At 33.1% G+C, this 26,038-nt stretch carries 31 protein-coding genes; 26 read left to right on the forward strand and 5 right to left on the reverse strand.

Annotation, left to right across the window (positions count from 1 at the left end; all coding sequences use genetic code 11):
• Positions 1–421: 421 nt before the first annotated feature.
• Together mobB and mtgA are read left to right on the forward strand one after the other, a co-directional pair.
• Positions 422–916 (forward strand): molybdopterin-guanine dinucleotide biosynthesis protein B, encoded by a 495-nt coding sequence (mobB, locus tag A9G44_RS01465; protein WP_065575363.1) that lies wholly within the window; start codon positions 422–424, stop codon positions 914–916.
• A gap of 50 nt (positions 917–966) precedes the next feature.
• Positions 967–1,662 carry a monofunctional biosynthetic peptidoglycan transglycosylase gene (gene mtgA / locus A9G44_RS01470; RefSeq protein WP_034913501.1) on the forward strand — a complete coding sequence of 232 codons (696 nt, stop codon included), beginning with the start codon at positions 967–969 and terminating at the stop codon, positions 1,660–1,662.
• Positions 1,663–1,671: 9 nt separating this feature from the next.
• Here the strand turns inward: mtgA and cobB are convergent, their stop codons facing one another.
• The gene (cobB, locus tag A9G44_RS01475; RefSeq protein WP_034913504.1) at positions 1,672–2,355 is read right to left on the reverse strand and encodes a Sir2 family NAD+-dependent deacetylase; all 684 of its coding nucleotides are present in this window, start codon (positions 2,353–2,355) and stop codon (positions 1,672–1,674) included.
• A gap of 510 nt (positions 2,356–2,865) precedes the next feature.
• Here cobB and murJ point away from each other — a divergent pair.
• Positions 2,866–4,404, forward strand: a complete 1,539-nt coding sequence (murJ, locus tag A9G44_RS01480) for a murein biosynthesis integral membrane protein MurJ (protein WP_065608961.1) — start codon at positions 2,866–2,868, stop codon at positions 4,402–4,404.
• A 229-nt stretch (positions 4,405–4,633) separates the two neighbouring features.
• Positions 4,634–6,010, forward strand: a complete 1,377-nt coding sequence (gene ppnN / locus A9G44_RS01485) for a nucleotide 5'-monophosphate nucleosidase PpnN (RefSeq protein ID WP_065608962.1) — start codon at positions 4,634–4,636, stop codon at positions 6,008–6,010.
• A 99-nt stretch (positions 6,011–6,109) separates the two neighbouring features.
• Here the strand turns inward: ppnN and radA are convergent, their stop codons facing one another.
• The 4 genes from radA to A9G44_RS01505 all read right to left on the reverse strand — a co-directional run bounded on the left by radA (position 6,110) and on the right by A9G44_RS01505 (position 11,290).
• Positions 6,110–7,489, reverse strand: a complete 1,380-nt coding sequence (gene radA / locus A9G44_RS01490) for a DNA repair protein RadA (protein WP_065560869.1) — start codon at positions 7,487–7,489, stop codon at positions 6,110–6,112.
• Positions 7,490–7,498: 9 nt separating this feature from the next.
• Complete coding sequence (gene serB, locus A9G44_RS01495; RefSeq protein WP_065608963.1) at positions 7,499–8,473, reverse strand: phosphoserine phosphatase; 975 nt, start codon at positions 8,471–8,473, stop codon at positions 7,499–7,501.
• Positions 8,474–8,619: 146 nt separating this feature from the next.
• Positions 8,620–9,909 (reverse strand): 16S rRNA (cytosine(967)-C(5))-methyltransferase RsmB, encoded by a 1,290-nt coding sequence (rsmB, locus tag A9G44_RS01500; protein ID WP_065608964.1) that lies wholly within the window; start codon positions 9,907–9,909, stop codon positions 8,620–8,622.
• A 37-nt stretch (positions 9,910–9,946) separates the two neighbouring features.
• The gene (locus A9G44_RS01505; RefSeq protein WP_065608965.1) at positions 9,947–11,290 is read right to left on the reverse strand and encodes a Na+/H+ antiporter family protein; all 1,344 of its coding nucleotides are present in this window, start codon (positions 11,288–11,290) and stop codon (positions 9,947–9,949) included.
• A 183-nt stretch (positions 11,291–11,473) separates the two neighbouring features.
• Between A9G44_RS01505 and A9G44_RS01510 the strand changes: the two genes are divergently transcribed.
• From A9G44_RS01510 to A9G44_RS01615, 22 genes are all read left to right on the forward strand, one after another.
• Positions 11,474–12,346 (forward strand): shikimate dehydrogenase, encoded by an 873-nt coding sequence (locus A9G44_RS01510; RefSeq protein ID WP_065608966.1) that lies wholly within the window; start codon positions 11,474–11,476, stop codon positions 12,344–12,346.
• Between the two features lie 110 nt (positions 12,347–12,456).
• Complete coding sequence (aroD, locus tag A9G44_RS01515; RefSeq protein ID WP_065608967.1) at positions 12,457–13,221, forward strand: type I 3-dehydroquinate dehydratase; 765 nt, start codon at positions 12,457–12,459, stop codon at positions 13,219–13,221.
• Positions 13,222–13,555: 334 nt separating this feature from the next.
• Entirely contained in the window at positions 13,556–15,970 is a 2,415-nt protein-coding gene (plsB, locus tag A9G44_RS01520; protein ID WP_065608968.1) for a glycerol-3-phosphate 1-O-acyltransferase PlsB, read from the forward strand.
• Positions 15,971–16,066: 96 nt separating this feature from the next.
• Complete coding sequence (locus A9G44_RS01525) at positions 16,067–16,591, forward strand: SMI1/KNR4 family protein (protein WP_080702355.1); 525 nt, start codon at positions 16,067–16,069, stop codon at positions 16,589–16,591.
• Between the two features lie 179 nt (positions 16,592–16,770).
• Complete coding sequence (locus tag A9G44_RS13015; protein WP_176701292.1) at positions 16,771–17,199, forward strand: CPCC family cysteine-rich protein; 429 nt, start codon at positions 16,771–16,773, stop codon at positions 17,197–17,199.
• Between the two features lie 177 nt (positions 17,200–17,376).
• Positions 17,377–17,685: a hypothetical protein gene (locus tag A9G44_RS01535; RefSeq protein WP_218837500.1), complete on the forward strand. Its 309-nt coding sequence runs from the start codon at positions 17,377–17,379 to the stop codon at positions 17,683–17,685.
• A gap of 68 nt (positions 17,686–17,753) precedes the next feature.
• The gene (locus A9G44_RS01540; RefSeq protein ID WP_065608969.1) at positions 17,754–18,203 is read left to right on the forward strand and encodes a hypothetical protein; all 450 of its coding nucleotides are present in this window, start codon (positions 17,754–17,756) and stop codon (positions 18,201–18,203) included.
• 78 nt (positions 18,204–18,281) lie between these two features.
• A complete protein-coding gene (locus A9G44_RS01545; protein WP_034913541.1) occupies positions 18,282–18,587 on the forward strand; it encodes a hypothetical protein in 306 nt (101 codons plus the stop codon).
• Positions 18,588–18,798: 211 nt separating this feature from the next.
• Positions 18,799–19,182: a hypothetical protein gene (locus A9G44_RS01550; RefSeq protein ID WP_065608970.1), complete on the forward strand. Its 384-nt coding sequence runs from the start codon at positions 18,799–18,801 to the stop codon at positions 19,180–19,182.
• A gap of 16 nt (positions 19,183–19,198) precedes the next feature.
• Positions 19,199–19,681: a hypothetical protein gene (locus tag A9G44_RS01555; protein WP_065608971.1), complete on the forward strand. Its 483-nt coding sequence runs from the start codon at positions 19,199–19,201 to the stop codon at positions 19,679–19,681.
• Between the two features lie 168 nt (positions 19,682–19,849).
• Positions 19,850–20,179, forward strand: a complete 330-nt coding sequence (locus A9G44_RS01560; protein WP_065608972.1) for a hypothetical protein — start codon at positions 19,850–19,852, stop codon at positions 20,177–20,179.
• Between the two features lie 33 nt (positions 20,180–20,212).
• Positions 20,213–20,491, forward strand: a complete 279-nt coding sequence (locus A9G44_RS01565) for a hypothetical protein (protein ID WP_065575069.1) — start codon at positions 20,213–20,215, stop codon at positions 20,489–20,491.
• Positions 20,492–20,596: 105 nt separating this feature from the next.
• Positions 20,597–20,905, forward strand: coding sequence for a DUF7716 domain-containing protein (locus tag A9G44_RS01570; protein WP_065608973.1), 309 nt, complete (start codon positions 20,597–20,599; stop codon positions 20,903–20,905).
• Positions 20,895–21,284 carry a hypothetical protein gene (locus A9G44_RS01575; protein ID WP_141671117.1) on the forward strand — a complete coding sequence of 130 codons (390 nt, stop codon included), beginning with the start codon at positions 20,895–20,897 and terminating at the stop codon, positions 21,282–21,284. Before A9G44_RS01570 ends, A9G44_RS01575 begins: the two co-directional genes overlap by 11 nt.
• Before the next feature lie 41 nt (positions 21,285–21,325).
• Positions 21,326–21,595: a DUF7710 domain-containing protein gene (locus A9G44_RS01580; RefSeq protein WP_065608974.1), complete on the forward strand. Its 270-nt coding sequence runs from the start codon at positions 21,326–21,328 to the stop codon at positions 21,593–21,595.
• A 97-nt stretch (positions 21,596–21,692) separates the two neighbouring features.
• A complete protein-coding gene (locus A9G44_RS01585; protein WP_143426278.1) occupies positions 21,693–22,820 on the forward strand; it encodes a hypothetical protein in 1,128 nt (375 codons plus the stop codon).
• Between the two features lie 102 nt (positions 22,821–22,922).
• Positions 22,923–23,222, forward strand: coding sequence for a hypothetical protein (locus tag A9G44_RS01590; RefSeq protein ID WP_065608976.1), 300 nt, complete (start codon positions 22,923–22,925; stop codon positions 23,220–23,222).
• An 86-nt stretch (positions 23,223–23,308) separates the two neighbouring features.
• Positions 23,309–23,629 (forward strand): hypothetical protein, encoded by a 321-nt coding sequence (locus tag A9G44_RS01595; RefSeq protein ID WP_034913579.1) that lies wholly within the window; start codon positions 23,309–23,311, stop codon positions 23,627–23,629.
• A gap of 3 nt (positions 23,630–23,632) precedes the next feature.
• A complete protein-coding gene (locus tag A9G44_RS01600) occupies positions 23,633–24,181 on the forward strand; it encodes a hypothetical protein (RefSeq protein ID WP_065589876.1) in 549 nt (182 codons plus the stop codon).
• Between the two features lie 664 nt (positions 24,182–24,845).
• Positions 24,846–25,118, forward strand: a complete 273-nt coding sequence (locus A9G44_RS01605; RefSeq protein ID WP_179854783.1) for a DUF4190 domain-containing protein — start codon at positions 24,846–24,848, stop codon at positions 25,116–25,118.
• A 76-nt stretch (positions 25,119–25,194) separates the two neighbouring features.
• Positions 25,195–25,488, forward strand: a complete 294-nt coding sequence (locus tag A9G44_RS01610; RefSeq protein WP_065608978.1) for a hypothetical protein — start codon at positions 25,195–25,197, stop codon at positions 25,486–25,488.
• 19 nt (positions 25,489–25,507) lie between these two features.
• The coding region (locus A9G44_RS01615) for a hypothetical protein (RefSeq protein ID WP_143426279.1) at positions 25,508–26,038 on the forward strand (531 nt) is incomplete at its 3' end.

Here is a 26,038-nt window from a genome sequence, read left to right on the forward strand (position 1 = left end):
TGTAAAGATGAAAACGGTTCAGCTTTAGAGATAGGTGAATTTTATAATTAAAATAGGGTATTAGCTTTAGGGCTTTTTGATTTTTGCGGAATAATTAATATTGCTGATAACATCTAAAACACAAACACACCCAACAGCCCAGTTTGACGTACTAACTTTACTTGGTTATCGGTATATTTTGATGCTGTGATAAGACAAGCATATTAGCATTGTGGTGCTATAAGTGTGTTTTTACTCTAAAAAAGCTCAGGTAGACTATTGATTTTATTTAAGTTTTTCAATCAAATCAAACGATTATAGTTGACTGTGGTGTTGTTTGAGTTGTAATTTTAGTGGCTTTTGCAGTGGTTTTATCTCTTTCGAGGTAGAAAATAGTGTATATTAGGTTTAATTGAGTATAACCATTTTGAACCAAGAAATAATGAATATAAAAAAAACGCTCGCTATTTGTGGTTACAGTGGTAGTGGTAAAACTACCTTGTTGGCAAAGGTTATTCCGCTACTTGTTGAGCAGGGCTTTAAGGTGGCAACTTTAAAACATACGCATCACGATGTTGAATTGGATATTCCAGGAAAAGATAGCTATAAATTGCGTAAAGCTGGATCATTACAAACAATTGTAGCTTGTGATAACCGTTACGCTTTAATTTGTGAAACACCCAATAAACCTGCCGATTTGCAGACTTTAATTAATCAATTTTCTGATGTTGATATTATTTTAGTTGAGGGCTTTAAAGATGAGCAAATTCCTAAAATTATTTGTCACCGAAGTTCCGTTAAAAAACCGTTTTTTATTGATGATTTTACCTTGGCTATTGCTAGTGATGAGCCGTTAGATGCTTTTTTACCCATTTTGGATATAAACAACCCACTTCAACTTATTGAATTTATAAAAAGTTATTTATTTAATCAATAATATATCGTATCTTATTTGCTAATTTTTTACGTTATTTTATCTAAATCAGCATGAGGCTTTTATTCAGGAAATTTTTAAATATAACTAAAAAAGCGATAATTGGATTTATGCTATTATCTATCTTTTCGACCTTAGTAATGCGTTGGGTGAATCCACCTTTCGGTTCTATGCTAATGATAGAACGTAAGATAATGCATTGGAATACACCACAGCAACGAATCTGGAAAGATTTGGACGAAATTTCAGATAATATAAAAATTGCGGTAATCGCTTCAGAAGATCAAAATTTTTCTGTGCACTGGGGATTTGATTTTAACGCTATCCGCCTAGCGCTAAATCATAATCAAAATAGCAAAAAGATTAAAGGTGCTAGCACAATTACTCAGCAAGTCGCTAAAAATATCTTTTTATGGCCAACTCGTAGTTGGATTCGCAAAGGAATGGAGTCTTGGTTTACATTATGGATAGAACTTTTTTGGTCAAAAGAGCGTATTCTTGAGGTCTATTTAAACTGTGCAGAATGGGGAGAAGGTATTTTTGGCATTGAAGCTGCTTCTCAGTATTATTTTAATGTAAGTGCCAATCAATTAACTTCACAGCAAGCAAGTTTACTTGCGGCAGTATTACCTAATCCTAGACGCTGGAGCCCAATTAAACCAAGTGAACGAGTAAAAAAGAGAACCAAATGGATTCATGCCCAAATGAGTAATTTAGGCAACAAAAATTATCTTAAACAACTAAAGTAGCAATTTGCTTTAGATGAATTTTTTGATAAATTCAGGAACAATTTTACTTGCTGGTCCGTAAATTTTGGTTTGAAACAGACTTTCACCTAAGCTGGGCTCTAAATTAAGTTCAACCGTTTTAGCACTTGTTTGGTTAGCGATTTGTACAAAACCAGCAGCAGGATAGACATTACCTGATGTGCCAATGGATATAAAATAATCAGCTTGTGAAAGCGCATCATAAATTTGTTCCATTTGTAGCGGAATTTCACCAAACCAGACTATATGTGGGCGAATGAATTTGTTTTGTTGATAATTCACATCGTTAAAGCAATCAATTATCTGTCCTGTTTTTTCATTACGCACTTTTAATAATTCACCATGCATGTGAATAATATTTTTAGATCCAGCTTGTTCATGTAAGTTATCCACATTTTGTGTCACAATTAAGAGGTTATCACTACCTAATTTCTGTTCTAATTCAGCCAGCGCAAAGTGGGCAGCATTAGGCTTAACATCTGGATTTTGTAATTTACGACGTAACATATTATAAAAATCATGTACCGCTGTTGGATTGCGTATATAGCCTTCGTAAGTTGCTACATCATTAACATCATAACCTTCCCATAATCCATTTTGAGCTCGAAAGGTTGATAAACCCGATTCGGCCGAAATACCGGCACCGGTTAGAATAACTATTTTTGGTATCTTCATAATTGGTATATGCTCTTTTTTCAGATTTTCGCCAAAATAAATATTAAGCAGTATTTACCTTATATAACTTAATTTCATTTTTGTGTGACGATATTCAACCATTGGCGGAATGTCGATTAACTTGATTATAATAGATTTCAATATATTCAAATAGCGCTTTATTAGTTTATTCTCGTTTGTGTCAATTGATTGCTATACAGGCTTTGTTTATGACGTGATTGGCTTACCAAAAGATGTTTATGCGACATTATTAGTAATGTCTTGTATTAGCTTATCGAATTGAAGAACTCAATTTTGATGATTGTTAGTTATTCGCCCTGCCTATAAAGATATCGTTGAATTCGTGCTGTTTACACCTTATGAAGATCGTTAAACTAAACATTCGCCAGTATTTGCTGGCGGCATGTATAAAATTAAGTTTATTAAAAAAGCATGGTTATTTAAAGTAATAGTTTGTAGACTATGCTTCATTATCAGTTTTAGGCTGTATACTTTGTATATAATTTGAATATGAATCTTTTAAAATCTTTAGCTACTGTCAGCTCAATGACGATGGTGTCTCGTGTATTAGGTTTTGTGCGTGATGCCATTATTGCACGCTTTTTCGGTGCAGGTATGGCCACCGATGCATTTTTTGTTGCTTTTAAACTTCCTAATTTACTCCGCCGTATTTTTGCAGAAGGGGCATTTTCACAAGCGTTTGTACCAATTTTAGCTGAATATAAAAATCAACAAGGGACTGAGGCAACTCGCACATTTATTGCTTATATTGCTGGATTATTAACTTTAGTCTTGGCTTTAGTCACGCTAATTGGAGTTATCACTGCACCTTTTATCATTATGCTAACTGCGCCTGGATTTATGCAAGAATCAACTGAAAAATTTGAACTTGCAACTACCATGCTACGCATAACCTTTCCTTATATCTTTTTTATATCATTGGCATCACTTGTTGGAGCCATCCTTAATACATGGAATCGGTTTTCTGTCCCTGCTTTTGTTCCAACACTACTCAATGTGAGTATGATTGTATTTACCCTATTTTTAACACCTTACTTTAATCCACCAGTATTGGCACTTGCTGTATCTGTTGGTGTTGGTGGGATTTTACAATTGCTTTACCAGCTACCTTATTTAAAGAAAATTGGCATGCTAGTATTACCGCGTATTAGCTTAAAAGATAGTGGTGTTTGGCGGGTTTTAAAACAAATGGGACCAGCAATTTTAGGGGTGTCTGTAGGGCAAATCTCTTTAATTATTAATACTATTTTTGCTTCTTTTCTAGTTTCAGGCTCGGTTTCGTGGATGTATTATGCTGATCGCTTAATGGAGTTTCCTGCTGGGGTGCTTGGTGTAGCATTAGGCACCATTTTATTGCCATCATTAGCAAAAAGCTTTTCTAAAGGTGATCATAAACAATATTGTGAATTGTTAGATTGGGGGTTACGCCTTTGTTTTTTATTGGCTCTACCGAGTACAATTGCATTAGGGGTTATTTCTCGCCCACTTATATCAACGCTATTTGAATATGGACAATTTACCTTAAATGATACCTTAATGACACAGCGAGCCTTAGTTGCTTATTCTATAGGTCTACTTGGGTTGATTTTGATTAAAGTGCTAGCTCCAGCCTTTTATTCACGTCAGGATATTAAAACACCAGTTAAAATTGCAATTATTACATTAATTTTAACACAGCTAATGAATCTTGCTTTTATTGGTCCATTACAACATGCAGGTCTTTCATTATCAATTGGCTTAGCCGCTTGCTTTAATGCTGGATTATTATATTGGCAATTGCGTAAAAAACAGCTTTATCAACTCCAACCTGGTTGGCGTTGCTTTTTAAGTAAAATCGTCATTGCAGTAATTTTAATGTCTGCGGTATTGTGGTTCGGTTCACAGTTATTACCTGACTGGTCGACTGGTTCAATGTTGATCCGTATCGGGCGATTATTTTTATTGGTTATTGTGGGCATTTTAGTCTATTTTGCATCATTGATTGCCATGGGATTTAAGATAAAACACTTTATTAAACGAATTGATTAATAATAAACATTGGATAAATATAAATTGACTTTTTGTCAAAAAGTTTCAGGTTACTATGTGTTTTAGTAAAAAATTAATAAGGATATAAGATGAAAGTCTCTTTCTTTATTCTATCTTTTAGGTAGTCTAATTTAATCTGTTATCAAGAAGATTTATCAACTTTACATATTCAGTCAGTTTAAGTATATAATAGTCGCCTTGCTGATAAAATAGTCAAATGGAGGTTGTAATGATCACTCATATTAGCCCATTAGGATCAATGGATTTACTTGCTCAGGCAGAAGTCGATATCCTGAAAAAATCTGCCAATAGCGAACTTTATAAATTATATAGAAATTGTTCGTTAGCAACACTAAATGCAGGTAGTAAAACCGATAATACAAAAGATCTGTTAGATAGATTCCAGTCTTTCGAAATTAATGTGATTAGTAAAGAGCGAGGTGTCAAGTTGGAGTTGGTTAATGCTCCAGAAAGCGCTTTTGTTGATGGTCGAATTATTCGTTCAATTCAAGCTAATTTGTTTGCAGTGTTACGCGATATCCTTTTTTTGAATAGTCAAATCAGTGCAGTTAAAGAGCTTATTTCCGATTTCAAATTTGAAAGGGATCATTCGTTTTATATTACAAACCTTGTTTTTTCTATTTTACGCAATGCCAATGCGCTCCATGTGGGTGAAGAGCCAAATTTGGTTGTCTGCTGGGGTGGACATTCGATTAACGAAAATGAATACTATTATGCCCGTCAAGTAGGTATGCAACTTGGTTTGCGTGAACTTAATATTTGTACTGGTTGTGGTCCAGGTGTTATGGAAGCACCAATGAAAGGAGCTGCCGTTGGTCATGCGCAACAGCGTTATAAAGAAAGCCGTTTTATTGGTATGACCGAACCGTCAATTATTGCAGCAGAACCGCCTAATGCATTAGTCAATGAATTGATTATTATGCCCGATATCGAAAAACGCCTTGAAGCGTTTGTGCGAATGGCTCATGGCATTATTATCTTCCCTGGTGGACCAGGCACCGCTGAGGAGTTGCTTTATATTCTGGGTATTTTATTAAACCCTGCAAATAAACACCAAACCCTACCTCTTATTCTGACTGGACCTAAAGAATGCGAAGATTATTTTGCTTCAATAGATAATTTTATTCGTAGCACATTAGGCGATGAGGCAACTAAACTTTATCAAATTATTATCGATTCACCTGAACAAGTAGCTCGTATTATGAAAGAGGGTGTTAAGCATGTTAAAGCTTCACGCTTAAAAACAGGCGATGCTTATGGGTTTAATTGGCTATTAAAAATCGATGAATCGTTACAACATACTTTCGAACCTACTCACGCTAATATGGCCTCGTTAAATCTTCATCGTGAGCAACCTGTCGAGCTGTTAGCCGCTGATTTGCGTCGTGCGTTTTCTGGTATTGTTGCAGGAAATGTTAAAGAGTTTGGCATGAAGCAAATTGCCGAAAAAGGTCGATACAAATTACAAGGTGATATTGAAATTATGCAGCAACTTGATAATTTATTGCGTAGTTTTGTTAAACAAAACCGAATGAAATTGCCAGGAGGAAGCGCTTATCAACCTTGTTATGAAATTTGTTATTAAACAATAATATTAACCCATTTAATAAAATTGAATCCAACTTTAATCCGTCGATAATCTTATTGGCGGATTAATTTTAACTATTACTATTTTATATGGTTTTTAAAAATCACCTAAAATATCTAGTGCTTCTGACACTTTTTTAACTGCAAAAATCTGCATATTTTCGGGCTTCTTCTTCGGCATATTGGCAATAGGTACAATTGCTTTTTTAAAACCATGTTTAGCCGCTTCAGAGATTCGTTCTTGTCCGCTTGGTACTGGTCGAATTTCGCCACCAAGACCAATTTCACCAAAAATAACGATATCTTGTGGCAACGGGCGATTGCGAAAACTTGATACAAGTGCTGCAATCAATGCCAAATCCGCACTTGTTTCGGTAACTTTTACACCACCAACAACATTAACAAAAATATCTTGATCGGCCATTTGCAATCCCCCATGCCTATGCAATACTGCAAGCAATAATGCAAGCCGATTTTGATCTAATCCTACAGTCACTCGTCTTGGATTACCATACATCGAGTGATCGACTAGTGCTTGGATTTCGACCAGTAATGGGCGAGTACCTTCCCACAATACCATTACCGAACTACCTGGTAGCATTTCATCTCCACGGCTTAAAAAGATTGCTGATGGGTTGCTAACCTCTTTTAAACCTTGTTCTGTCATAGCAAATACACCCAGCTCATTTACTGCTCCAAAACGGTTTTTATGACTACGTAGAGTTCTAAAACGTGAGTCGGCATCGCCATCTAATAAAATTGAGCAGTCAATACAGTGCTCAAGTACTTTTGGACCAGCAAGAGAGCCATCTTTAGTAACATGCCCCACCATGATAATGGCAATGCCTTTTGTTTTAGCAAAACGAGTTAAATAAGCCGCTGTTTCGCGTACTTGTGCAACACTACCTGGCGAAGATTGGATATCAGTAAGGTGCATCACTTGGATAGAGTCAATCACCATTAATTTAGGTTGGGACTGCTCAGCCAATAAACAGATTTGCTCAATACTGGTTTCGGACAACATATTGATATTATCCGCAGGTAAGCCTAATCGATGGGCACGCATCGCAACTTGTTGGAGGGATTCCTCACCAGTAACATAAAGTGTATTCATTTGTGATGAGAGTTTACTCATGGTTTGCAGTAACAACGTACTTTTACCTGCTCCGGGATTCCCTCCTATGAGAATGGCACTCCCCGGTACGACACCACCACCAAGCACACGATCAAATTCTGAAAAACCGGTTGAAAATCTTGGCAGTGCCTCTAAACTGATCTCGGACAATTTTTGAATTTTAGCTTGCCCAATCCCGCTACCTGCATAACCCGTTAATCTGTCGTTACGTGAAGAGGTACTTGCAAGCCTAACTTCGGTAATGGTGTTCCAAGCATGGCATGAACTACATTGCCCTTGCCAACGTGGGTAATCTGCTCCACAATCATTACAAACATAAGCACGTTTCACTGCTTTTGCCAATTTAATCTCCTAACCTTCACTTAATAAACTAGTGGATAAAATACACCATAAACCTGTTAAATCTGCATAATTAATACTAATTCGTGCTTTTTCGACAACTTTAGGTTTACCATGATAAGCAACACCTAGACCAGCAATACGAATCATCATCAAATCATTGGCTCCATCACCAATTGCGACAGTTTGTTCAATGGGAATTTCCAACGATGCTGCTAGTTGTTGTAATGTCCTTGCTTTATATTTTGCATCAACAATTTGACCAGAAACTTTACCAGTTAATTTTCCATGTTTGACTTCTAATTCATTAGCATAAACGTCAACTAATTTTAACTTTTGCTTTAAATGATCCGCAAAATAGGTAAAACCGCCTGAGGCAATAGCAACATGCCAATTTTTTTTATGCAGTTCTTTTACTATATAAGTAAGCCCAGGAGTAAGTGGTAAATTATCTTTAACTTGATCTAAAATAGCTTGATGCGCCCCTTTTAAGGTTGCCACACGTTTTCGCAAACTTGTGGCAAAATCAAGTTCACCACGCATAGCTTGTTCAGTTACCGCTGCAACTTGCTGCCCTACACCATGCAATTTGGCCAGTTCATCAATACATTCAATGCCAATCGCTGTCGAATCCATGTCCATAACAAGTAACCCCGGGGAGCGTAGCGTGGGTAAATTATCGATTGGGGCAACATCAATACCTAATGCTAATGATATCGATTTAGCTTTTTTAGGTATCACCCCTGCAATACGAACAATCTGATAAGTTTTGATTTTCCATGATGAAACAATCACCATTGGCATAGCAAGTTGATCTTGGAATTTTGATAAGACTGTTTTATTTAACTTTTTACCATAAATAATCCAGCCTGTTTTACCTGCATTATAATCTAAAGGAACCACTTCACAGCCATTTAATGACAGTGGTAAACCTTGCCAATGTTGGATATTTTCAGGTAAATCATTGTAGGTGAGAGTATAAGCCATATCTGAACATCTTTATAAGATAAAACAAGCCCAAAATTTATCACAACTACTAAAGATTGTCCAAATCAGGATTGTGTGATTTTTTTAGTTTTTTATACTTAAACACATAGTTACCTGAAACTTTTTAACAAAAATAAAAGGGAAAATTATACTTTCTTTAATACTGCATAAAAGAAACCATCACCACCATTTTCAGTAGGTAAAAATTGTTTAATTTCACCTTGTAATTTGGCGCTGGTGTTTTCATGCAAAAAACGTTCAATTTGTAATTTATTTTCGTCTGGTAGGATTGAACAAGTGGCATAAACCAAAGTACCACCAGTTTTTAAATAAACCCAGATTTTAGTTAAAATAGCGTATTGTAATTCGGTCAACTGCATGATATCACTATCTCGGCGTAACCATTTTATATCGGGATGACGGCGGATAACGCCTGTTGCTGAGCAAGGCGCATCAAGTAAAATGCGATCAAATTGTTGCCCTTTACACCATCGTTCTGGGGTTAATCCATCACCAACTTTAACTTCGGCATGTAAGTTTAATCGAGTTAAATTTTCGTGAATGCGCTTCACTCGGCTAGGCTCAATGTCCACCGCTAAAACTTGTGCTTTTGGAGCAACTTCTAAAATATGTGTGGTTTTACCACCAGGTGCTGCGCACATATCCAAAATGAGCTCGCCATTTTGCGGTGCTAACAAATAAGCGGCATATTGCGCAGACAGATCTTGTACCGTGACAGCACCCTCATCAAAATAGGGTAATTTATTTACATTGACAGGCGACAATAATCGCAGAGCACTAGGTAACTCTGGAAAGCTATCAGACTCAATTTGTTGTTCAGCAAGTAATTGTTGGTAATCACTTACTGAATATTGGTTAAGATTAACTCGCAACCACATTGGTGGCTTTTGATTATTAGCATGAACAATGGCTTGCCACTGCTCTGGATAGGCTTGCTTAAGGCGTGTTAACAACCAACTTGGGTGTAATGTCTGCTGGTTTTGTTGCTTGCTGTCTTGCATAAATTGTTGTTGTAATGATGTTTGTTGGCGCAAAAACTCACGCAATACACCATTTACAACCCCTTTAAGCTGTGTTTTTTTGAGAGTATTGACCGCATTAACTGTCTCACCAACTGCAGCATGTGCAGGAATACGGGTATAAAGAATCTGGTAAATACCCACTAACAATAGGTCATGTAAAATTCTATTTTTACCCGTTAACACTTTACTCATCAAGGTATGAATATAAAAGTTGAGTTCTGGTAATACTCGCATCACACCAAAACAGATTTCTTGTACTAACGCCTTATCTTTATCGGCTATTTTGTGGTTTAAAGTTGTCAATGTAGCGCTTAATGACTGTCCTTCTTCTAGCACATTAAAAATAGCTTGCGCACAAATGGCTCTAATATTTTGGGATGATTTTTTATTCATAATGAATAACGACCTTAATTCATTTAATTGGATTAACTTATAAAATTAACGAGCCAATCCAACCAGCAATAAATAATGGAATATTAAAATGGGTAAATGTTGGAATAACACTATCACGAATATGATCATGTTGCCCATCACTATTTAGCCCAGAAGAGGTCGCTAAAATAGTATCTGATGGTGGCGATCCCGCATCACCTATCGCACCTGATGCACCAATTAAGCATACGGTGGCAATTGGTGAAAAACCGAGTTGTACACAAAGTGGTACATATACTGCGGCAATGATAGGGACTGTCGAAAATGAAGATCCAATACCTAATGTAATAACCAGACCAATTAGCATCATCACAAAAGCGGCAATCACTTTATTACCAGCAAATAATGCTGCACTGTTGTTAACTAAAGGTTCTATTTCATGAGTCTGCTTTAACACTTCGGCAAAACCTTGCGCTGAAATCATTACAAACCCAATCATAGCCATCATTTTGATGCCGTCCGTAAAAACGCCATCAGCTTCGCCCCATTTAATCGAACCCGACACAATAAAGCAAATAAAACCAATTAAGGCACCTAAAATCATTGAACCAGTATAAAGTTGAACAGTAAAAGATAGAACAATCGCCAATAATGAAACAATAAGAGAACGCTTATTCACATCTTTTAAAGCTTCTTGATTTGCCTCTCCACGAATAATTTTATATTCTCTAGGCTTACGATAACTAACAAAAATAGCCCATAATAGACCAGCAAACATGCCTAATGCAGGAATTGCCATTGCATGCATTACATTTACATGGCTAACATCCATTCCTGATGCGGTAATATTTTTTAATAAAATTTGATTTAAAAAGATATTCCCAAATCCTACTGGTAAAAACATATAAGGCGTAATTAATCCAAATGTCATAATACAAGCAATCATTCTTCTATCAAGCTGTAAACGGGACATTACGTATAAAAGCGGTGGAATTAAAAGCGGAATAAAAGCAATATGAATAGGAATAACATTTTGCGATGAAATACTTACTAACCCAATAATAACAATCAAAATCCACTTGATACGTTTTTTTGCATCGCTTGATGTAAGTTGCTTAATAGCTTTATCAGCCAATAATTCGGGTAAGCCAGATTTTGATATTGCCACTGCAAACGCCCCTAACATAGCATAAGAAAGTGCAATATTAGCTCCATTGCTGATCCCAGTATTAAATGCATCAATGGTTTCTTTTAACGATAAATGGCTAAATAGTCCACCAACAAATGCGCCAATTATTAAGCTAATAACGACATGAACACGGCAAAGAGATAAAATTAACATGCAAATTACCGCAACTACAACCGCATTTATTGAAGAAAACAAATCAAGCACTGTATTCATAAAATAAATTCTTATTTAAGAAGAAAACTTATTATTCTAGGCGATAGATGTTGAAAGTGCAATCGATAGTGTATACTCACTCTTTCATCTATATATAAATATATATAAAATTAAAAATATTCTAATAAAGAATTCTAAAAATACCCCCTTACTAATCAGTAGGGCTATTATGGAGAGTTGCTAATGAGAAATAACATCGACGGACATTTTCTATTGATTGGTTTAATGGCTTACCCTATTCGCCATAGCTTATCCCCTCAAATGCAAAATACCATTTATTCTAAACTAAAGGTGCCTTATGTTTATTTAGCATTTGAAGTTGACCAAAAAAAACTCCCTGACGCAATTAAAGGAATTCGAGCATTAGGATTACGTGGCAGTGCCGTGTCTATGCCCAACAAGCAACTAGTCTGCCAATACCTTGATAAGTTAACACCTGCAGTGGAAATGAGTGGTGCGTGTAATACTATTTCAAACGATAATGGTGTTTTAACAGGCTATAACACAGATGGAATGGGCTACATGCGCATGCTCAAAGAAGCCAACATTGATGTGATAGGCAAAAAAATAACCATCCTAGGCGCTGGAGGGGCTGCAACAGCCATTGTTGTGCAAGCTGCTCTTGATGGCGTAAAAGAGATCACTGTCTTTAATCAAAAGGATGAGTGCTATACAAAAATAGAAGCTATTTCGAAAAAATTAAATCAAAATACTCAATGTTATGTACGCGTTATCGATCTGGCCGATAAAGATAAGCTACGCAAAGAAATTTCAGATAGTGTTGTACTTTGCAATGCAACAGGTGTCGGAATGAAACCGTTAGAAGGAAAAAGCTTAATTACAGATCCAACAATGTTACCCCCCGATCTTGTTGTTACAGATTGTATTTATAGTCCGCGTAAAACAAAACTACTTGAAATAGCTGAGCAACAAGGTTGTAAAATATTAAATGGTATTGGCATGATGTTATGGCAAGGTGCAGCTCAAATAAAAATTTGGACAGGCGAAGATGCCCCTATTGATTATGTGAAAGAGCAAATGGGTTTTAATGATTAATAAATAATTTCTTATGCTAATGACTTCATGCTACTGTTTTATTTAATACAAAATTAAAACCAGATAAAATTATGGTCTATTAACGGAATTTTTAGCTAACAGGATACAAAATGAAAACACTAACCATCAAAAAACTTGAAATCGGTTCAGGCGCACCCAAAATTATTGTGCCAATTATCGGTAAAACTGAAGCAGAATTAATTGATGAAGTACAATTTTTACAATCAATTGATTTTGACGTTTTAGAGTGGCGTGTTGATCACTTTATCCACGTTGATAATCTTAATACTGTAAAGTTAGTCGCTAAAAAAATAGCAGATTTACTACCAAATAAACCTATTTTATTCACTTTTAGAACCGCAAACGAAGGTGGAGCTAAGCCATGGCCATTAACATCTTATGTCCAATTGAATAAAGAAATGGCTTGTAGTGGGCTTATCGATCTGATTGATGTTGAGATGTTTATTGGTGATGACTATGTAAAAGATATTATCGATGTCGCACACAAACATCAGGTATTTGTTGTGGTATCAAATCATGATTTTGAAAAAACGCCATCTAAGAGCGATATTGTCTATCGACTAAAAAAAATGCAAGAACTTGGCGCAGACATTCCCAAAATTGCTGTTATGCCTAACACCGAGGATGACGTATTAACTTTGTTGGCTGCCACCACAGAAATGAACACAAAACATTCAACTACGCCGATTATTACCATGTCAATGGCTGGACTTGGAACTGTTAGTCGTATTGCTGGTTCGACATTTGGTTCAGCAATGACTTTTGGAGCGGCTAAAAATCCATCGGCACCAGGTCAATTAGATGTTAAACAATTACGATATATTTTAGACGCATTATACCAAAGTCGTAGTTAATTCAACTGAAACTATTTTATTAATCAATTAGCTAAAGAAGAAAAAACAGAGAGATCCATTTAGTTGATATCAATAAACCTTTATATTAGACTTTAATATTGTTATATAAGTTGTTTTTATCAGCTACTTACATGGACTAAAGATTGTGCAAATTTACTAACAGTCAAGCAGTAAGAAGTATATACTTCACTAAGTATTAAGTGCTTTTGCAGACTAAAAACAAAACTGCTTTAAATTTTTAATTTAAACATTCATTTCTCAGTTTAGTTAGAAAGTGCAGAATCTAAGTTAGTTAAATGGATAATTAATAAAAACGTATGAGGTTTATTTTTTTATGTTTTCTTGGTGGACTAAAGTTTATTTTTTTCTAATCCAAATTTTGGTGAAGCTTTTTGTTAAAAGCAAACCAATTCCTACCGATCCAATAACAGAATTAGACCTCGATACCAACAAGCCAATTTTATACGTACTTCCTTATAACTCTCAAATCGATTTGATGGTGGTTCGATCTCTTTGTTTGCAATATAGTTTACCTGATCCATTAGTTGGCATAGATATTAATGGTAAAGTTATTCCAGCTTATATCTATATTGATAAAGGACCTGGTATTTTTGCATCCAATCAACAAAAAAGTAAAGCGATTGAAATTTTAAGGGATTATATTTCTGCACATCAACAAAATCATGATCTTGATATTCAGATGCTACCTATTTCGGTCATGTTTGGTCGCCGCCCTGATAAAGAAGGAGAAAAAAAACTTTCACTGCAAGTACTTGGTGCACCCAGTAAATTATTAAAAATAATGACATCAGGCAGAGACTGTTATACACGCTTTTCTCGTACTGTTTCGTTTAAAGATATTCATGTCGATAAACAAGATCTTTCAGTGTTAGCACATAAATTGGCTCGCGTTGCGCGTATTCATTTTGCAAAGCAAAGGATAGCTTCTGTCGGCCCCAAACTACCCATTCGCCAAGAAATGCTTAATAAATTATTAAATAATCCTGGACTGTCAGAAGCAATACAAGAAGAGGCTAAAAGCAAAAATATTGATATTGATAAAGCGAAAAAAAATGCTTTAGTAATGCTAAACGAAATTGCCGCTAATTTTTCTTATCGTATGTTAAGAATAACTGATTTTGTGCTCACTTGGGCATGGAATAGGCTCTATCAAGGTCTTAAAGTGACAAACGCAGATCCAGTTCGTGAGCTTGCGCAAAACGGACACGAAATTGTGTATGCTCCTTGTCATCGTAGTCATATGGATTACCTTTTATTATCCTATGTGCTTTATCGACAAGGTTTAGTTCCTCCTCATATTGCTGCTGGCATTAATTTAAACTTTTGGCCAGCAGGTCCTATTTTTAGGCGATTAGGTGCATTTTTTATTCGCCGCTCATTTAGAGGAAATAAGCTCTATACTGCCGTTTTTCGTGAATATTTGGCTGAACTATTTATCCGTGGTTATTCTGTTGAGTATTTTATTGAAGGTGGACGCTCACGCACAGGTCGGTTACTCGATCCTAAAACAGGCATGTTGATGATGACAATCCAAACATTATTGCGTGGTGATTCACGACCAATTACTGTTGTTCCTGTTTATATTGGTTATGAACATGTTTTAGAAGTTGCAACTTATGCTAATGAACTCCGTGGTGCAAAAAAAGAAAAAGAGAGTTTAGGACGCACAATTAAAGCATTTTTCAAATTAAAAAAATTAGGGTTTGGCTATGTTAATTTTGGCCAACCTATACCTTTGAATCAATTTTTAAACCAACAAGTTCCTGATTGGCGAAATGAAATTGAACCAACTGGTACACAGCGCCCTAGTTGGTTAACACCAACAACCAATTTACTTGCTAAACAAATTATGGAGCATATTAACTCTTCAGCAGCAATTAATGCGATGAACTTATGCTGTTCAATATTATTGGCCGCAGACCAACGCGCACTAACCAAAGTAAGGTTACTGGAACATATCGATTATTTTTTAAAATTATTAAAAAATATTCCTTATTCAGATTTGATAACTATTCCAGATCAAACACCTGAAGAATTATTTGAACACGCCAAACAAATGGGTAAATTCATTATTACTACCGATGAAGTTGGTGAAATGGTCGGTCTTACAACTGAACAAGCAGTATTAATGACCTACTACCGAAATAATATTCAGCATTTACTGATTATTCCTGCAATCGTAGCTAGAATTGTGCTCAAATATAACCAAATATCATCTGGCGAAATATTAGAACAAGTAAGACGGTTTTTCCCTTTAATAAAATCAGAACTATTCCTTTATCATAATGATGAACAGCTAACTGTATATGTACAACAAATCATAGCAACTTATGCCAAATTGAATTTAATTAGCGACTCGACAGATAAATTGACAGTAAATTCTTTAAAAATTTCGGGATTACAATTAATCGCTTCATCTTCTAAAGATACTTTACAACGTTATGCTATTGCGTTTTCTTTATTGCAAAAAGATCCAACTATTAGCCGTGCAAAACTAGAAAAAGAGGCGCGTCTCATTGCTGAACGGTTATCTGTTTTGCATGGTATTAATGCTCCAGAATTCTTCGACAAAGGTGTATTTTCAACATTAGTCGCATCACTACGAGAGCAAGGTTATTTAGATGATCAGAATGATACCAACTTAGGAAAAATTGAAACCATGAATACAATACTTAAGCCTCTAATTACAGCACGAGTAATGCAAACTATCGACGAAATCAATTTATAACTCAAATAATAAAAAGTCCATAATGAAGCTATTAAACAAAAAAATAATAAATCATGCTTTTTAGTTAATATGGTTTGGGTGAAAAAGAAAAAACAAATGATATTGAAACTTGAAGAAACACAACAACAATTAACTGATGAAGAACTCAACGAATTTAGTCAATTCGTTGGGAATAAAATTCCAGATGATTTTATCAACTTTTACCGCCAATTTAACGGAGGAACTTTTATACAACTTGATAGTAAAATGAGTAATTATGTTGATGACAAGTTTTTGATTAATTTTTTTAGCATAAAATATGGCCTTACAATAGAAAATATTTATGCGCAGTTTAAGCGAGATTTTCCGCAGCTACAAGATATGCTCCCTTTTGCTTCTGATCTATACTTGAATTGTTACCTGCTTTCATTAAGGCCTCAAGATAATGGTTGTGTTTACTACTGGTCAGTCATAGAGCAAAAATTAACACTGCAATTTGAATCATTTAACTGTTTTATTTTATTTTTGGATGAGATATTACAATCTCTTGACAAAAAATATAAGAAAGATCGCCAGCTAGATATTCTTATATGGGTTTGGGTTATTGCTTCAATTGCGCTTTACATTTATTTCCAAAAATAACCGTTTGTGATAATTATATTTTTGCTAAATAGATAATTAGCATTATAGCGTTCATTTAATTATGAGCTTAATAGAGGCATAGCAACATTATGTGTATATCTTTTTTGCGTAATGAGGTCATCAATTTTTTAAGTTATCATGCGTTATTTAGTTTAAGCTTACAAGCTAGAACAACATATTTGTTTGAAAATGGCATAATAAACCAGCAATCTTGCGAGCATGCTAAACAAGCAATATTTAATAATGATATTTTTGATAATTATAAACCCTCACCGTTATTAAAAAATCGTTATCTCGAAACAAAAATAGAGCAAATTACCGGTAATAAAATAAAGATTATAGATCACCCAGATAGTGGAATATCAGGGGTAGCTTGTGCTTGTTGCCAATTTGTGGTGTTCGAAAATGCTGAAGATGCTATTTTTGAAATATGCCCTGTTTGCAATTGGCAGACGGATACATTGGATAAAAATGGTTATAGCAAATTAAACAAAAGTTACTTAACAGATTATAAAAATAATATCGTCACAAAAGAATTGATTGAGCAATACAGTGATGTATTTATAAGAAGGTATTCACCTACCAGCTTAAAATTGAAGCAAGTGTAATTTTTTATATAAATTTTCCTATCACAATGAAAGTGTGTAAAATCTGATTTTTTAAACAAAAAACAATCTTTATGGCTAAATAAAATTTGATAATTTATTATTAAGAAGGCTATTAAATAAATTGGTAAACACATTAAAAAATAACAGAATAACAAATGACTAAATAGGAATCTAAAAATGCTACATTCGACAGTTAATGTCAAAATTTATTGGCGATCCATACAACAAGGTGGAAAAAAAACGCTTCCTATAAATACAAAATACTATCCGATCACTGAACCGCTTAAAGATAAGCAGGGTGATATGACAAGTTGGTCATTGGTAATAAATGTTAAAAATAATGAGAACATTAATACTCATGAAAGAATAGGTTTTGGTGAAGCGCATTTTTTAATGGAAACTGCGCCCAGTTACTTACTCAATAAAGGGGTTAAAATAATTATTTATGAGGGACCTAAACAAGTGGCAACTGTTGAAGTACTTTAATTACTGTCTTAAAATACAATTACAAGCTAAAAACATCTACCAACTAGAAAAATAAAGGTAAAATCACATTGAATAAATGGGAGTTTAATCATCAACTCAATCAATTAATTGCTATATTGACTTCCAAAAGTTTTGTTACCAAAGGCTGTAATGACCAACAATTGGCTCAACTTGAACACCAATATGGTCGGCTTCCTGTATATTATAAAATTTTTTTGTCAAAACTAGGCATTAATGCAGGTGATTTTAAGCTTGGTACAGCTATATTATTTCATGAAATTGATGATATAAACCAAGGCTCTTTAGTTTTACTGGTCGAGAACAATATTTCTATTCCCACTAATTTCTTTGCTTTTTTATTACATCAAGGTTATTCAAGTCTATTTTTTATGGATAGGCATGATGATCCTATGGTCTATTGTTATACAGAAGGTGACGTAATAAAAAATTTAAATTGCAAATTTAGCCAATGCATATCGGCTGAAATAGCATTGTATAAAACGTATCAGACTGAGTAAATGATTTGTTTTTATGCTTTAGTGCATGACAAACCTATTAGGCTCTAAAATCATATTGAATAAAAAGGTTATGGTTATATGAAATATACTAAAGATGAATATATTCGATTAGGGCGAACATTACAAACAACAATTATTGATGATCTTCCCAATAATGCTTCACAATTTACTACTATTGCTATAAATTTTAAAAATAAAAAGTATAGGGTTCTTTACGAAGTTATAAAACTAGTCGATGGTGTGGATTTTTTCGACGAACATGAAACGATTATTGATGAAATTCATGAATTCAATTTGTATCAACAAATGATAGATTATTTAGGCTCTATTGGTATTGATATAGATCAATTGGGGCCAGCAAAAGGATCAAAGATAATATTTTGATTTGGGAAAAGTATTAAGGTTATTAAATTCATTTTTTATATCAAATCATTCATTTCACGAAATAATGCAATCAATATCATACAATCACAAACCAAGATAATTATAGGATAATACAACTGAATTTTAGTGATCTTATGCATCTGGATGTTCTGTTATTATATCCCCTAATTATGCGATCACTCACTAGTCACAATCAAACATGGAAAAAACAATGAAATATTACGCAAAGCTAGTTGCTATAGATCCATATATTGAGGAGCAGGCTACTTTTGATTTTGGTCAATATCAACTTTGCTGTTTTATCAATTCTTCCGCTTGTGCGCTAAATCAGGGCAATATTTATCTATTAGAACTTAATTTGTGTTTTATTGACAAGATAAAGCCTGAACTATCTGGAGATAAGCATTTTTCTATTATGCAACAAGCTGATACTTTTGTTCATCATATTAATGGTTATCTATTTGAAAATAGATTAATACTATCGAATCTTGTTTTTCAAGATGATTTATTTTATGATTTTGCTTACTTAAGTGGTAATTTTATTAAGTTTAGTGTTGATAGGCTTTCTATTGATATTTTAAATAACATTTTTTAGATTAAGTATGATAAAAATGATATCCAATGTTGTAGTAAAGCCATTACCTCTCAGGAAACCTGGCGAAATCTATTCACTTGTTGAAGTTGATGGTGTTTGCTGTAATGAAAAACTGAAAGGGGGCTATTTAGAAGCGGCTTTTAGTTATAATGATAATTATATCTTACTTTTTGTGTCATACGGCGATGGTTGGGAAGAAGTTTTATATATTTATTTACTTGATTTAAAAGGTAATAAAATCGTCGACCGAGCCAGAATTGGTGGTGGTGCATATGCTTGGCTCAGTGCTTGTTGTCTTCGTGATATTAAAATTTTATCCGATAATTCGATAAGTTTTGAATTTATGTCGTTTAAGGATTCTGATGGTTGGTTACTCGAACTTTTTAACAAACCTATAAAAACCTTTCCGTTTGCACTTAGATATCTACCTTACATTTCCCGTCCAATTTCTTCCAAACGCTATTTTTTGATTAAAAAGAATAAAATATCACTTAACTAAAATCTTTGTATTGAAATAATAGATAGTTGTTAAGATGAAAAATTGTTTATAATTATCTATATATTTTTGCATATTGGTATATCAATATAGCGATGATCGTTGTTGTTAGTTAGGATCAACCTTGAAATAACAATTATATTTACCATACAATATTATTAAGGGGATTCAATGGTAGCTAAGATCATTCTGCAAGATACGTTCAATGAGCAAGATTTTCTACGGTTTGCCGAAAAGTGGCAGCAAAATGCATCGATCATCATTGAATCAATATTACAACATAACGAAGCAAAAAATCGTATTTTTAACTTTGCCTTAAATCACATTCCAGATTCATTTGCTGAAGCAGTGATTGATATTTTTCTGGAAGATAGTGATTTTATTATTAGTGATGAGGATCTGCTAAAATGTGCAAATCAAGGATCCATCGGTTTAAAACAGAGCATACGTTATCGAAAAAAGACACCTCAATATATTATTAATTTATGTAACCAAGAATAATCAAAGCATTACCAATATCAAGGAATATAAAAGATGCTAGATTTTTCCTACTTATCAGATCAAAAAGACAGTAAGCCATCTCTTGTTTTAAGTGATAAAAAAGTGCAATTACTTGAGCAAGCTTTTATCGATTTAAAGCGGAAAACAGGCATCATGATTGATGTCTATGGTCGAAACAGAATCTATCCCGATCATCAAAAAATATTAATCAACTTGTTACAAAAACATAACGACAGCGAAATCCAAAAACTAATTATGCTACTTAAGCAAGCTGTGAGTGAAGACGAAGTGATTATTGCCGATGGTGATTAAATGAATACATTGCTTATTGAAATATACTGACAATCATTTAATATGCCATTATACTGATGTCTGAATACTGAAAGTATCTTAACCTTTTAATTTTTTTTGAAAATGATGAATTTTATTACTATACGAGATATGCTTTCTAACATAGAAGACATGCCATACAGTTTTTTTTATCTTCCCGCTGATCACTCATCTTGGACACTTAATACCCAAGGAGTTTTTAGTCTTGAGGATGATTCAAACCTGCCTAAACAAGCTATAGAAGAAGGTTGGATACCAACGCTAGAAAAAGCCGAAATTGAAGATATTATTAGCGTGGCTAACAATGAATTAAATAACCCAACATTAGAGGATTTATTTAGCTCTTTTGTCTTTTATTTTGAAAACGATGCTTTTTTACAGTATTATGATTTATAACAATAAAAAAACAGTTGACTTGATATCAAACTTATCTGATAAACTCAATCAATTAGGTATTTTATTACAATCGAATATTGCTAGGCAGTTTAAATTAACTGATATGGCTAGTTATGTACATGTTAATATCTTGAAACAACAAATTTATCTGCGTTTCAAATTATCAATTAACAGTATGGAACTATTTGATAATGATATTGTTAATATTTGCATCACAAACGATATGATACATATAACTTGCCTTGTCTATTCAAATTATGGTGTGGATAAAGTAATGGAATATCAAGATAATCTTAATAATTTTGAATTATCTATTTTCGACAACATTTCTCTTAAACTATTGTCATGTTTTAAATCGCATATTAATTTTATAGCATAATATCATGTTGCAACCAGAATTGATTAAATAGGATAGCAAAAATGAACGAAATATGGGTATTTAATGGTGAAGGAGCAAACTTTCCTGCTGGTATATTCACCTCGTTAACTGAAGCTAAAACTTGGATTGAAAAACATCAATTATCTGGTGTGTTAACCCGTTATCCTGTGAATACTGGGGTGTATGATTGGGCCATTGCTAATGATTTGTTTACTGCCGAACAAACGTGGCATACAAAACCTGCCTTTATTGAATCTTTTACCTGTGCCTCAATGGAACACTACCATTTTGAAGCAGGACAACAGCAATAGCACTAAAACATTACTAATCATTAAAACTATTCTGTATAGAAAAAAGCCAAGTTATGTACACAACAATCCATTAACGCATTGACAAAAAAGGAAATAAGTGGTGGAAAAATTTTTCATATTACTTAAAAAAAAGGGAATAAATTATTTTATTAAAAACAATAAAATAACCATTAATGGTAATGTGGACTTATATCATACAAATATTAAGACACTTCCTAATAATTTATCAATTAGTGGGCATCTAAATTTAGCTCATTCACATATAGAAGAATTACCTCAAAATTTAACGATTGGTGGCAATCTAAATTTAAATTATACCCATATCCAGACATTGCCTGATAATCTATCAGTTGGTGGTAATTTATATTTAGCTTACAGCGATATTAAAACATTACCTAACACTTTTTTTTGTGGAGGAAATTTAGATTTAGACTCATCAAAAATAGAATCGTTACCTGATAACTTAACCGTACTTGGTAACTTAATTTTGCAATATACTAAGATAAAAGCATTACCTGAACATATCACAGTTAAGGGAAATTTAAATTTATACGATACTCAAATTGAAGTATTACCAACATATTTATCAATTGGTGGGGGATTAGATTTAAGCTATACAAATATCACAAGTTTACCAGAAAAGTTCTCTATTAATGGTAATTTAGCATTAAGTGGCACTAAATTAACAAACCTGCCTGAAGGCCTTTCTGTTTCTGGAAGTTTAGAACTTGAATATACTGAGATTCAAACATTGCCACGTAATCTTACTATAGGTGGTAATTTAGATTTATTTCACACGCAAATCAATAAATTATCAGAAAATTTATCAGTTGGAGGTTATCTAAGTTTACAAAATCAAAAAATTAACACCTTGCCCGAAAATTTATCCGTAAACGGAACTTTATACATTGATGAGACAGAGATTAAACGATTACCAGAAAGTTTACAGGTAAATCATGTACTGATTTTAGATATCAAAAAAATCGAAAATATTGTTTATTATAAAAATCTTGAAGGGTTTGCTTCAACAATTTTCGCTTGTTGGATCAATAATGAATTTACTATTGTTGCCGCTCGTTTTTTAGGTGCACTTAAAACATTTGAAGAATATGTTGATAAAAATGAATCCTATGAAAATGCAATCAATTACAAAATCGCAGCTAGAGAATGTGTAGAAAAATTAGCTAAAAAACTGAATAAACCTTTTTTATCTAACAGCCTCTAATCTGTCTGATAATTATGGTAAAAACAAAGATATTAATCCAGTAATCTTGTAAATATGTAAGATAATATCTTACTATTCATTACCTAATAGGTATTTAAATTTATGGCGCTAGATTTTATTATCAACTTTGACAATCAGCAATCAGAAACATTTACCATGAGCGAAGATCTTCATGGAAAAATATTTAGTACATCAACCTGCTGGAAAAGTCTTAAACAATTAAAAAGAATTCGTGACTATTACACCGTTAATGTTGTGTTTAATGCTAGCAATTTGGCAATATTGATAACTGATTTAACGCAAATTATGTCACAAATTGAAAATTTTACTCCTGAACTGCAACGGATCATCATCACGCTCAAACAAAAAAATATTAAACAATTACGTGTTACGGGTGATTAACTATTTAGTTATTGAATAATGGATATCAAATACTTAGCCATACGTTTTAGTAATAAAACTTATTATGATAGGGATAACACAACTCAATGTCAGCCGAGTTTAGATTAGTGTTTATAAATCACACATGGTATCAGCAAAATGCCTGTGATATCGCCAATGAAATTTTATCATTACCCACTTATATTGCTAAAAATAGCGCATACTGTTTATCAGGCTCACCATATTGGGATAATAGTAAGAGTAGATTGTTCGATGTCAGACTATTTTTGGAAGATACTCAAATTTTTATTGAAATAAGTGCTCATCCGCCTAGGATCGAAAAAGATTTAGCGCAGTTATTTACATGGATAAGAAGTCAGACTGAGATTAAAATATTAGACGACGATGGGCAAATATCAGGATGGTAAGTCATGATCGCATTGAATGCTAACATTATTAGCTATAAATCAATAGGAAACATTCAAATTGGTGATAACATTCTCACTTATTTGGATGAAATGTACCAACGTTTTGATGTTAAATGTCAAGAATGTGAATTGTATTCTCCACCTGGTGAGCAAAATAGATGGTGCTTCTATTCGTTAAACGATGGCACATTGACAATCACTACCACTTTTGACGGAGACATTATTGGAATAGGATGTAACCAAAATTACCAAGGCAAATATATAAATAAATATCAAAACGAGTTATATGCTGGCATTACCATGGAAGAGTTGTGCTATCTAACTAAGTTTCGAGCTATCTTACTTGGCATGCTGATTGTTGATGATGATTATGGTCTATCTTTCACACTACCTTCACCTTACGATGAAATCGCTGATAATATAAAAGACATCCCCTATGATTTAAAACTTAATGAACTTTATGTCACGGATTATTCTCAATGGAAGCCCAAAGCATATAAAAAGAAAACGCCGAAAAAACGCCGTATACCTAAACCTTATTCTTATTTTTAGTGTTAATTTAAAACTTAAGCTATAAACACCCTCTTCCTAAATTTTGTGTATTTTAAAGTTAAAGGTGACGGATGCTCGGTCAATTATTCATTTAATGCAGTTTCAATTACCTGTTTATTCATAAAACCCGTTAATTTACCTAAATCCTCCTGCATTTTTATGCTGTTAGCCAGCTAGCTACCATTCTTCTTAGTTTTTGTTCATCCATTTTAAGTTGTTGCATTAGCTCTAGTATTTGGCTTGTTCTTTTTTAAATTATTTTTAATCTTTTTAGAAAGAAATACCACAACGCTAATTAAAATAAAATTAATAACAAAATCAAAAATGAACGTACCTGCCGATGTTAATATGCTTTTTTTGTAAATGGAAAAAATAAGAAAACTAACTAATGTAATTATCCACGTTATCCTTATTATTGAAAAACATTATATATCATTCGCCCATCCCATTGATTAATTAAAATATATAAATTAAACACGCAATTAACTTAACTTGTTACTTTTTAAAAATTTTTGAAAGATTCCAACGATCAGTAAGGTTAATTGCGATAGATAAAACCTATTATAATATATTTTATTGATCTGTGAAACCGATCATAATACAATAGTCAACCTCTTTAACTTAATCTTTATTTTACTTTTAATAAATTTTTATGGAGATAAAAATGGAACAGCAAAAAAAAGCAACAAGTTACTTATCAATATCATCATTGGTGTGCGGTATTATTTCAATAGTACTTCCGATAGCTGGGTTTAACATAGTTGTCGGGATTATAGCAATAGTGCTAGGCGTGATAGGTAAAAATGATGTAATAAACAATCAAAAAGACGGTTTGGGGTTTGCTAAAGCAGGAATTATTTGCGGAATTATTGGTATTGCTATTTGGCTTTTATTTTTAATTGTTATTGGTAGTACATTACTATCATTTATGCATTAATTAATAAATGTTATAAGAAATTAAAAATGAATTAGTATTCACAAAATAAATAATGCAATGAGAGTAGGGTAATAGAATGAAAAAAATAATTAGTTTTTTTTGTATTAGTATTTTAAGCATGATATTGGTTGGTTGTGGTGATAAAAATACAATTACTTATGATTTAAAAACAGGTAAAGCAACAGCAAGCGGTTTTGATTCTCAAGCTCCAAATTTAAATGGCTTGAGTTATATGAAAATTATGAATGAAATTAGTAAAAATTGTAATCTTGATATTGTTACACTTGCAACAAATTTAAATACTGATGGTAAATATACCACAGAAGTATGCAAAAACGGCATTACTTACAAATTAATTAATGCTAAGTAAAAAAGAGAGGGATTAAATAATGAAAAAAATAATTAGTTTTTTTTGTATTAGTGTTTTAAGCATGATGTTGGTTGGTTGTGGTGATGATGATTTTGTAAAATTTGCTAAAGAAGCAATAAAAGATCAAAAAGAATGGGTTACAATTTATGATTTTAAAAATAACAAATTCTACCAGTATCATACTTATTCAATTCGTAACAATCAAGAACCATCTTTTATAATTGATCGTGAATTGAAAAATTGCTCAGTTTCAAAAGAAGAAATAAATAAAGTAATATTATCTGACGATTCAATTAATTTAACTTGTGATTCATACTTTGTTGGTGATTTAAAAGTAAAAGTGAAAATTGTTGGTAAAAAATCATCATATGATCAAAATATTCTTGATAATGATTTTAATTATCTATTTAACTTTAACACTAACAAAGTATATTATAAAATTTCAGGTGATACAGATGAACAAATGAAAAAAAATGCAGAAAAAACAAAAAGCTCATGTCACTCAAAAGATAAAGAAATTTATGACGATTGCGGTCTCTTTAATTCAAGA

It is taken from the genome of Gilliamella sp. Occ4-3 (genome assembly GCF_001690675.1).
GTDB classification, from domain to species: domain Bacteria; phylum Pseudomonadota; class Gammaproteobacteria; order Enterobacterales; family Orbaceae; genus Gilliamella; species Gilliamella bombi.

Coding starts and splice junctions, on each gene's coding strand:
- mobB (WP_065575363.1), top strand. CDS start 422: ATGAATATAAAAAAAACGCTCGCTATTTGTGGTTACAGTGGTAGTGGT.
- mtgA (WP_034913501.1), top strand. CDS start 967: ATGAGGCTTTTATTCAGGAAATTTTTAAATATAACTAAAAAAGCGATA.
- cobB (WP_034913504.1), bottom strand. CDS start 2,355: ATGAAGATACCAAAAATAGTTATTCTAACCGGTGCCGGTATTTCGGCC.
- murJ (WP_065608961.1), top strand. CDS start 2,866: ATGAATCTTTTAAAATCTTTAGCTACTGTCAGCTCAATGACGATGGTG.
- ppnN (WP_065608962.1), top strand. CDS start 4,634: ATGATCACTCATATTAGCCCATTAGGATCAATGGATTTACTTGCTCAG.
- serB (WP_065608963.1), bottom strand. CDS start 8,473: ATGGCTTATACTCTCACCTACAATGATTTACCTGAAAATATCCAACAT.
- rsmB (WP_065608964.1), bottom strand. CDS start 9,909: ATGAATAAAAAATCATCCCAAAATATTAGAGCCATTTGTGCGCAAGCT.
- A9G44_RS01505 (WP_065608965.1), bottom strand. CDS start 11,290: ATGAATACAGTGCTTGATTTGTTTTCTTCAATAAATGCGGTTGTAGTT.
- A9G44_RS01510 (WP_065608966.1), top strand. CDS start 11,474: ATGAGAAATAACATCGACGGACATTTTCTATTGATTGGTTTAATGGCT.
- aroD (WP_065608967.1), top strand. CDS start 12,457: ATGAAAACACTAACCATCAAAAAACTTGAAATCGGTTCAGGCGCACCC.
- plsB (WP_065608968.1), top strand. CDS start 13,556: ATGTTTTCTTGGTGGACTAAAGTTTATTTTTTTCTAATCCAAATTTTG.
- A9G44_RS01525 (WP_080702355.1), top strand. CDS start 16,067: ATGATATTGAAACTTGAAGAAACACAACAACAATTAACTGATGAAGAA.
- A9G44_RS01535 (WP_218837500.1), top strand. CDS start 17,377: ATGCTACATTCGACAGTTAATGTCAAAATTTATTGGCGATCCATACAA.
- A9G44_RS01545 (WP_034913541.1), top strand. CDS start 18,282: ATGAAATATACTAAAGATGAATATATTCGATTAGGGCGAACATTACAA.
- A9G44_RS01550 (WP_065608970.1), top strand. CDS start 18,799: ATGAAATATTACGCAAAGCTAGTTGCTATAGATCCATATATTGAGGAG.
- A9G44_RS01555 (WP_065608971.1), top strand. CDS start 19,199: ATGATATCCAATGTTGTAGTAAAGCCATTACCTCTCAGGAAACCTGGC.
- A9G44_RS01560 (WP_065608972.1), top strand. CDS start 19,850: ATGGTAGCTAAGATCATTCTGCAAGATACGTTCAATGAGCAAGATTTT.
- A9G44_RS01565 (WP_065575069.1), top strand. CDS start 20,213: ATGCTAGATTTTTCCTACTTATCAGATCAAAAAGACAGTAAGCCATCT.
- A9G44_RS01570 (WP_065608973.1), top strand. CDS start 20,597: ATGAATTTTATTACTATACGAGATATGCTTTCTAACATAGAAGACATG.
- A9G44_RS01575 (WP_141671117.1), top strand. CDS start 20,895: ATGATTTATAACAATAAAAAAACAGTTGACTTGATATCAAACTTATCT.
- A9G44_RS01580 (WP_065608974.1), top strand. CDS start 21,326: ATGAACGAAATATGGGTATTTAATGGTGAAGGAGCAAACTTTCCTGCT.
- A9G44_RS01590 (WP_065608976.1), top strand. CDS start 22,923: ATGGCGCTAGATTTTATTATCAACTTTGACAATCAGCAATCAGAAACA.
- A9G44_RS01595 (WP_034913579.1), top strand. CDS start 23,309: ATGTCAGCCGAGTTTAGATTAGTGTTTATAAATCACACATGGTATCAG.
- A9G44_RS01600 (WP_065589876.1), top strand. CDS start 23,633: ATGATCGCATTGAATGCTAACATTATTAGCTATAAATCAATAGGAAAC.
- A9G44_RS01605 (WP_179854783.1), top strand. CDS start 24,846: ATGGAACAGCAAAAAAAAGCAACAAGTTACTTATCAATATCATCATTG.
- A9G44_RS01610 (WP_065608978.1), top strand. CDS start 25,195: ATGAAAAAAATAATTAGTTTTTTTTGTATTAGTATTTTAAGCATGATA.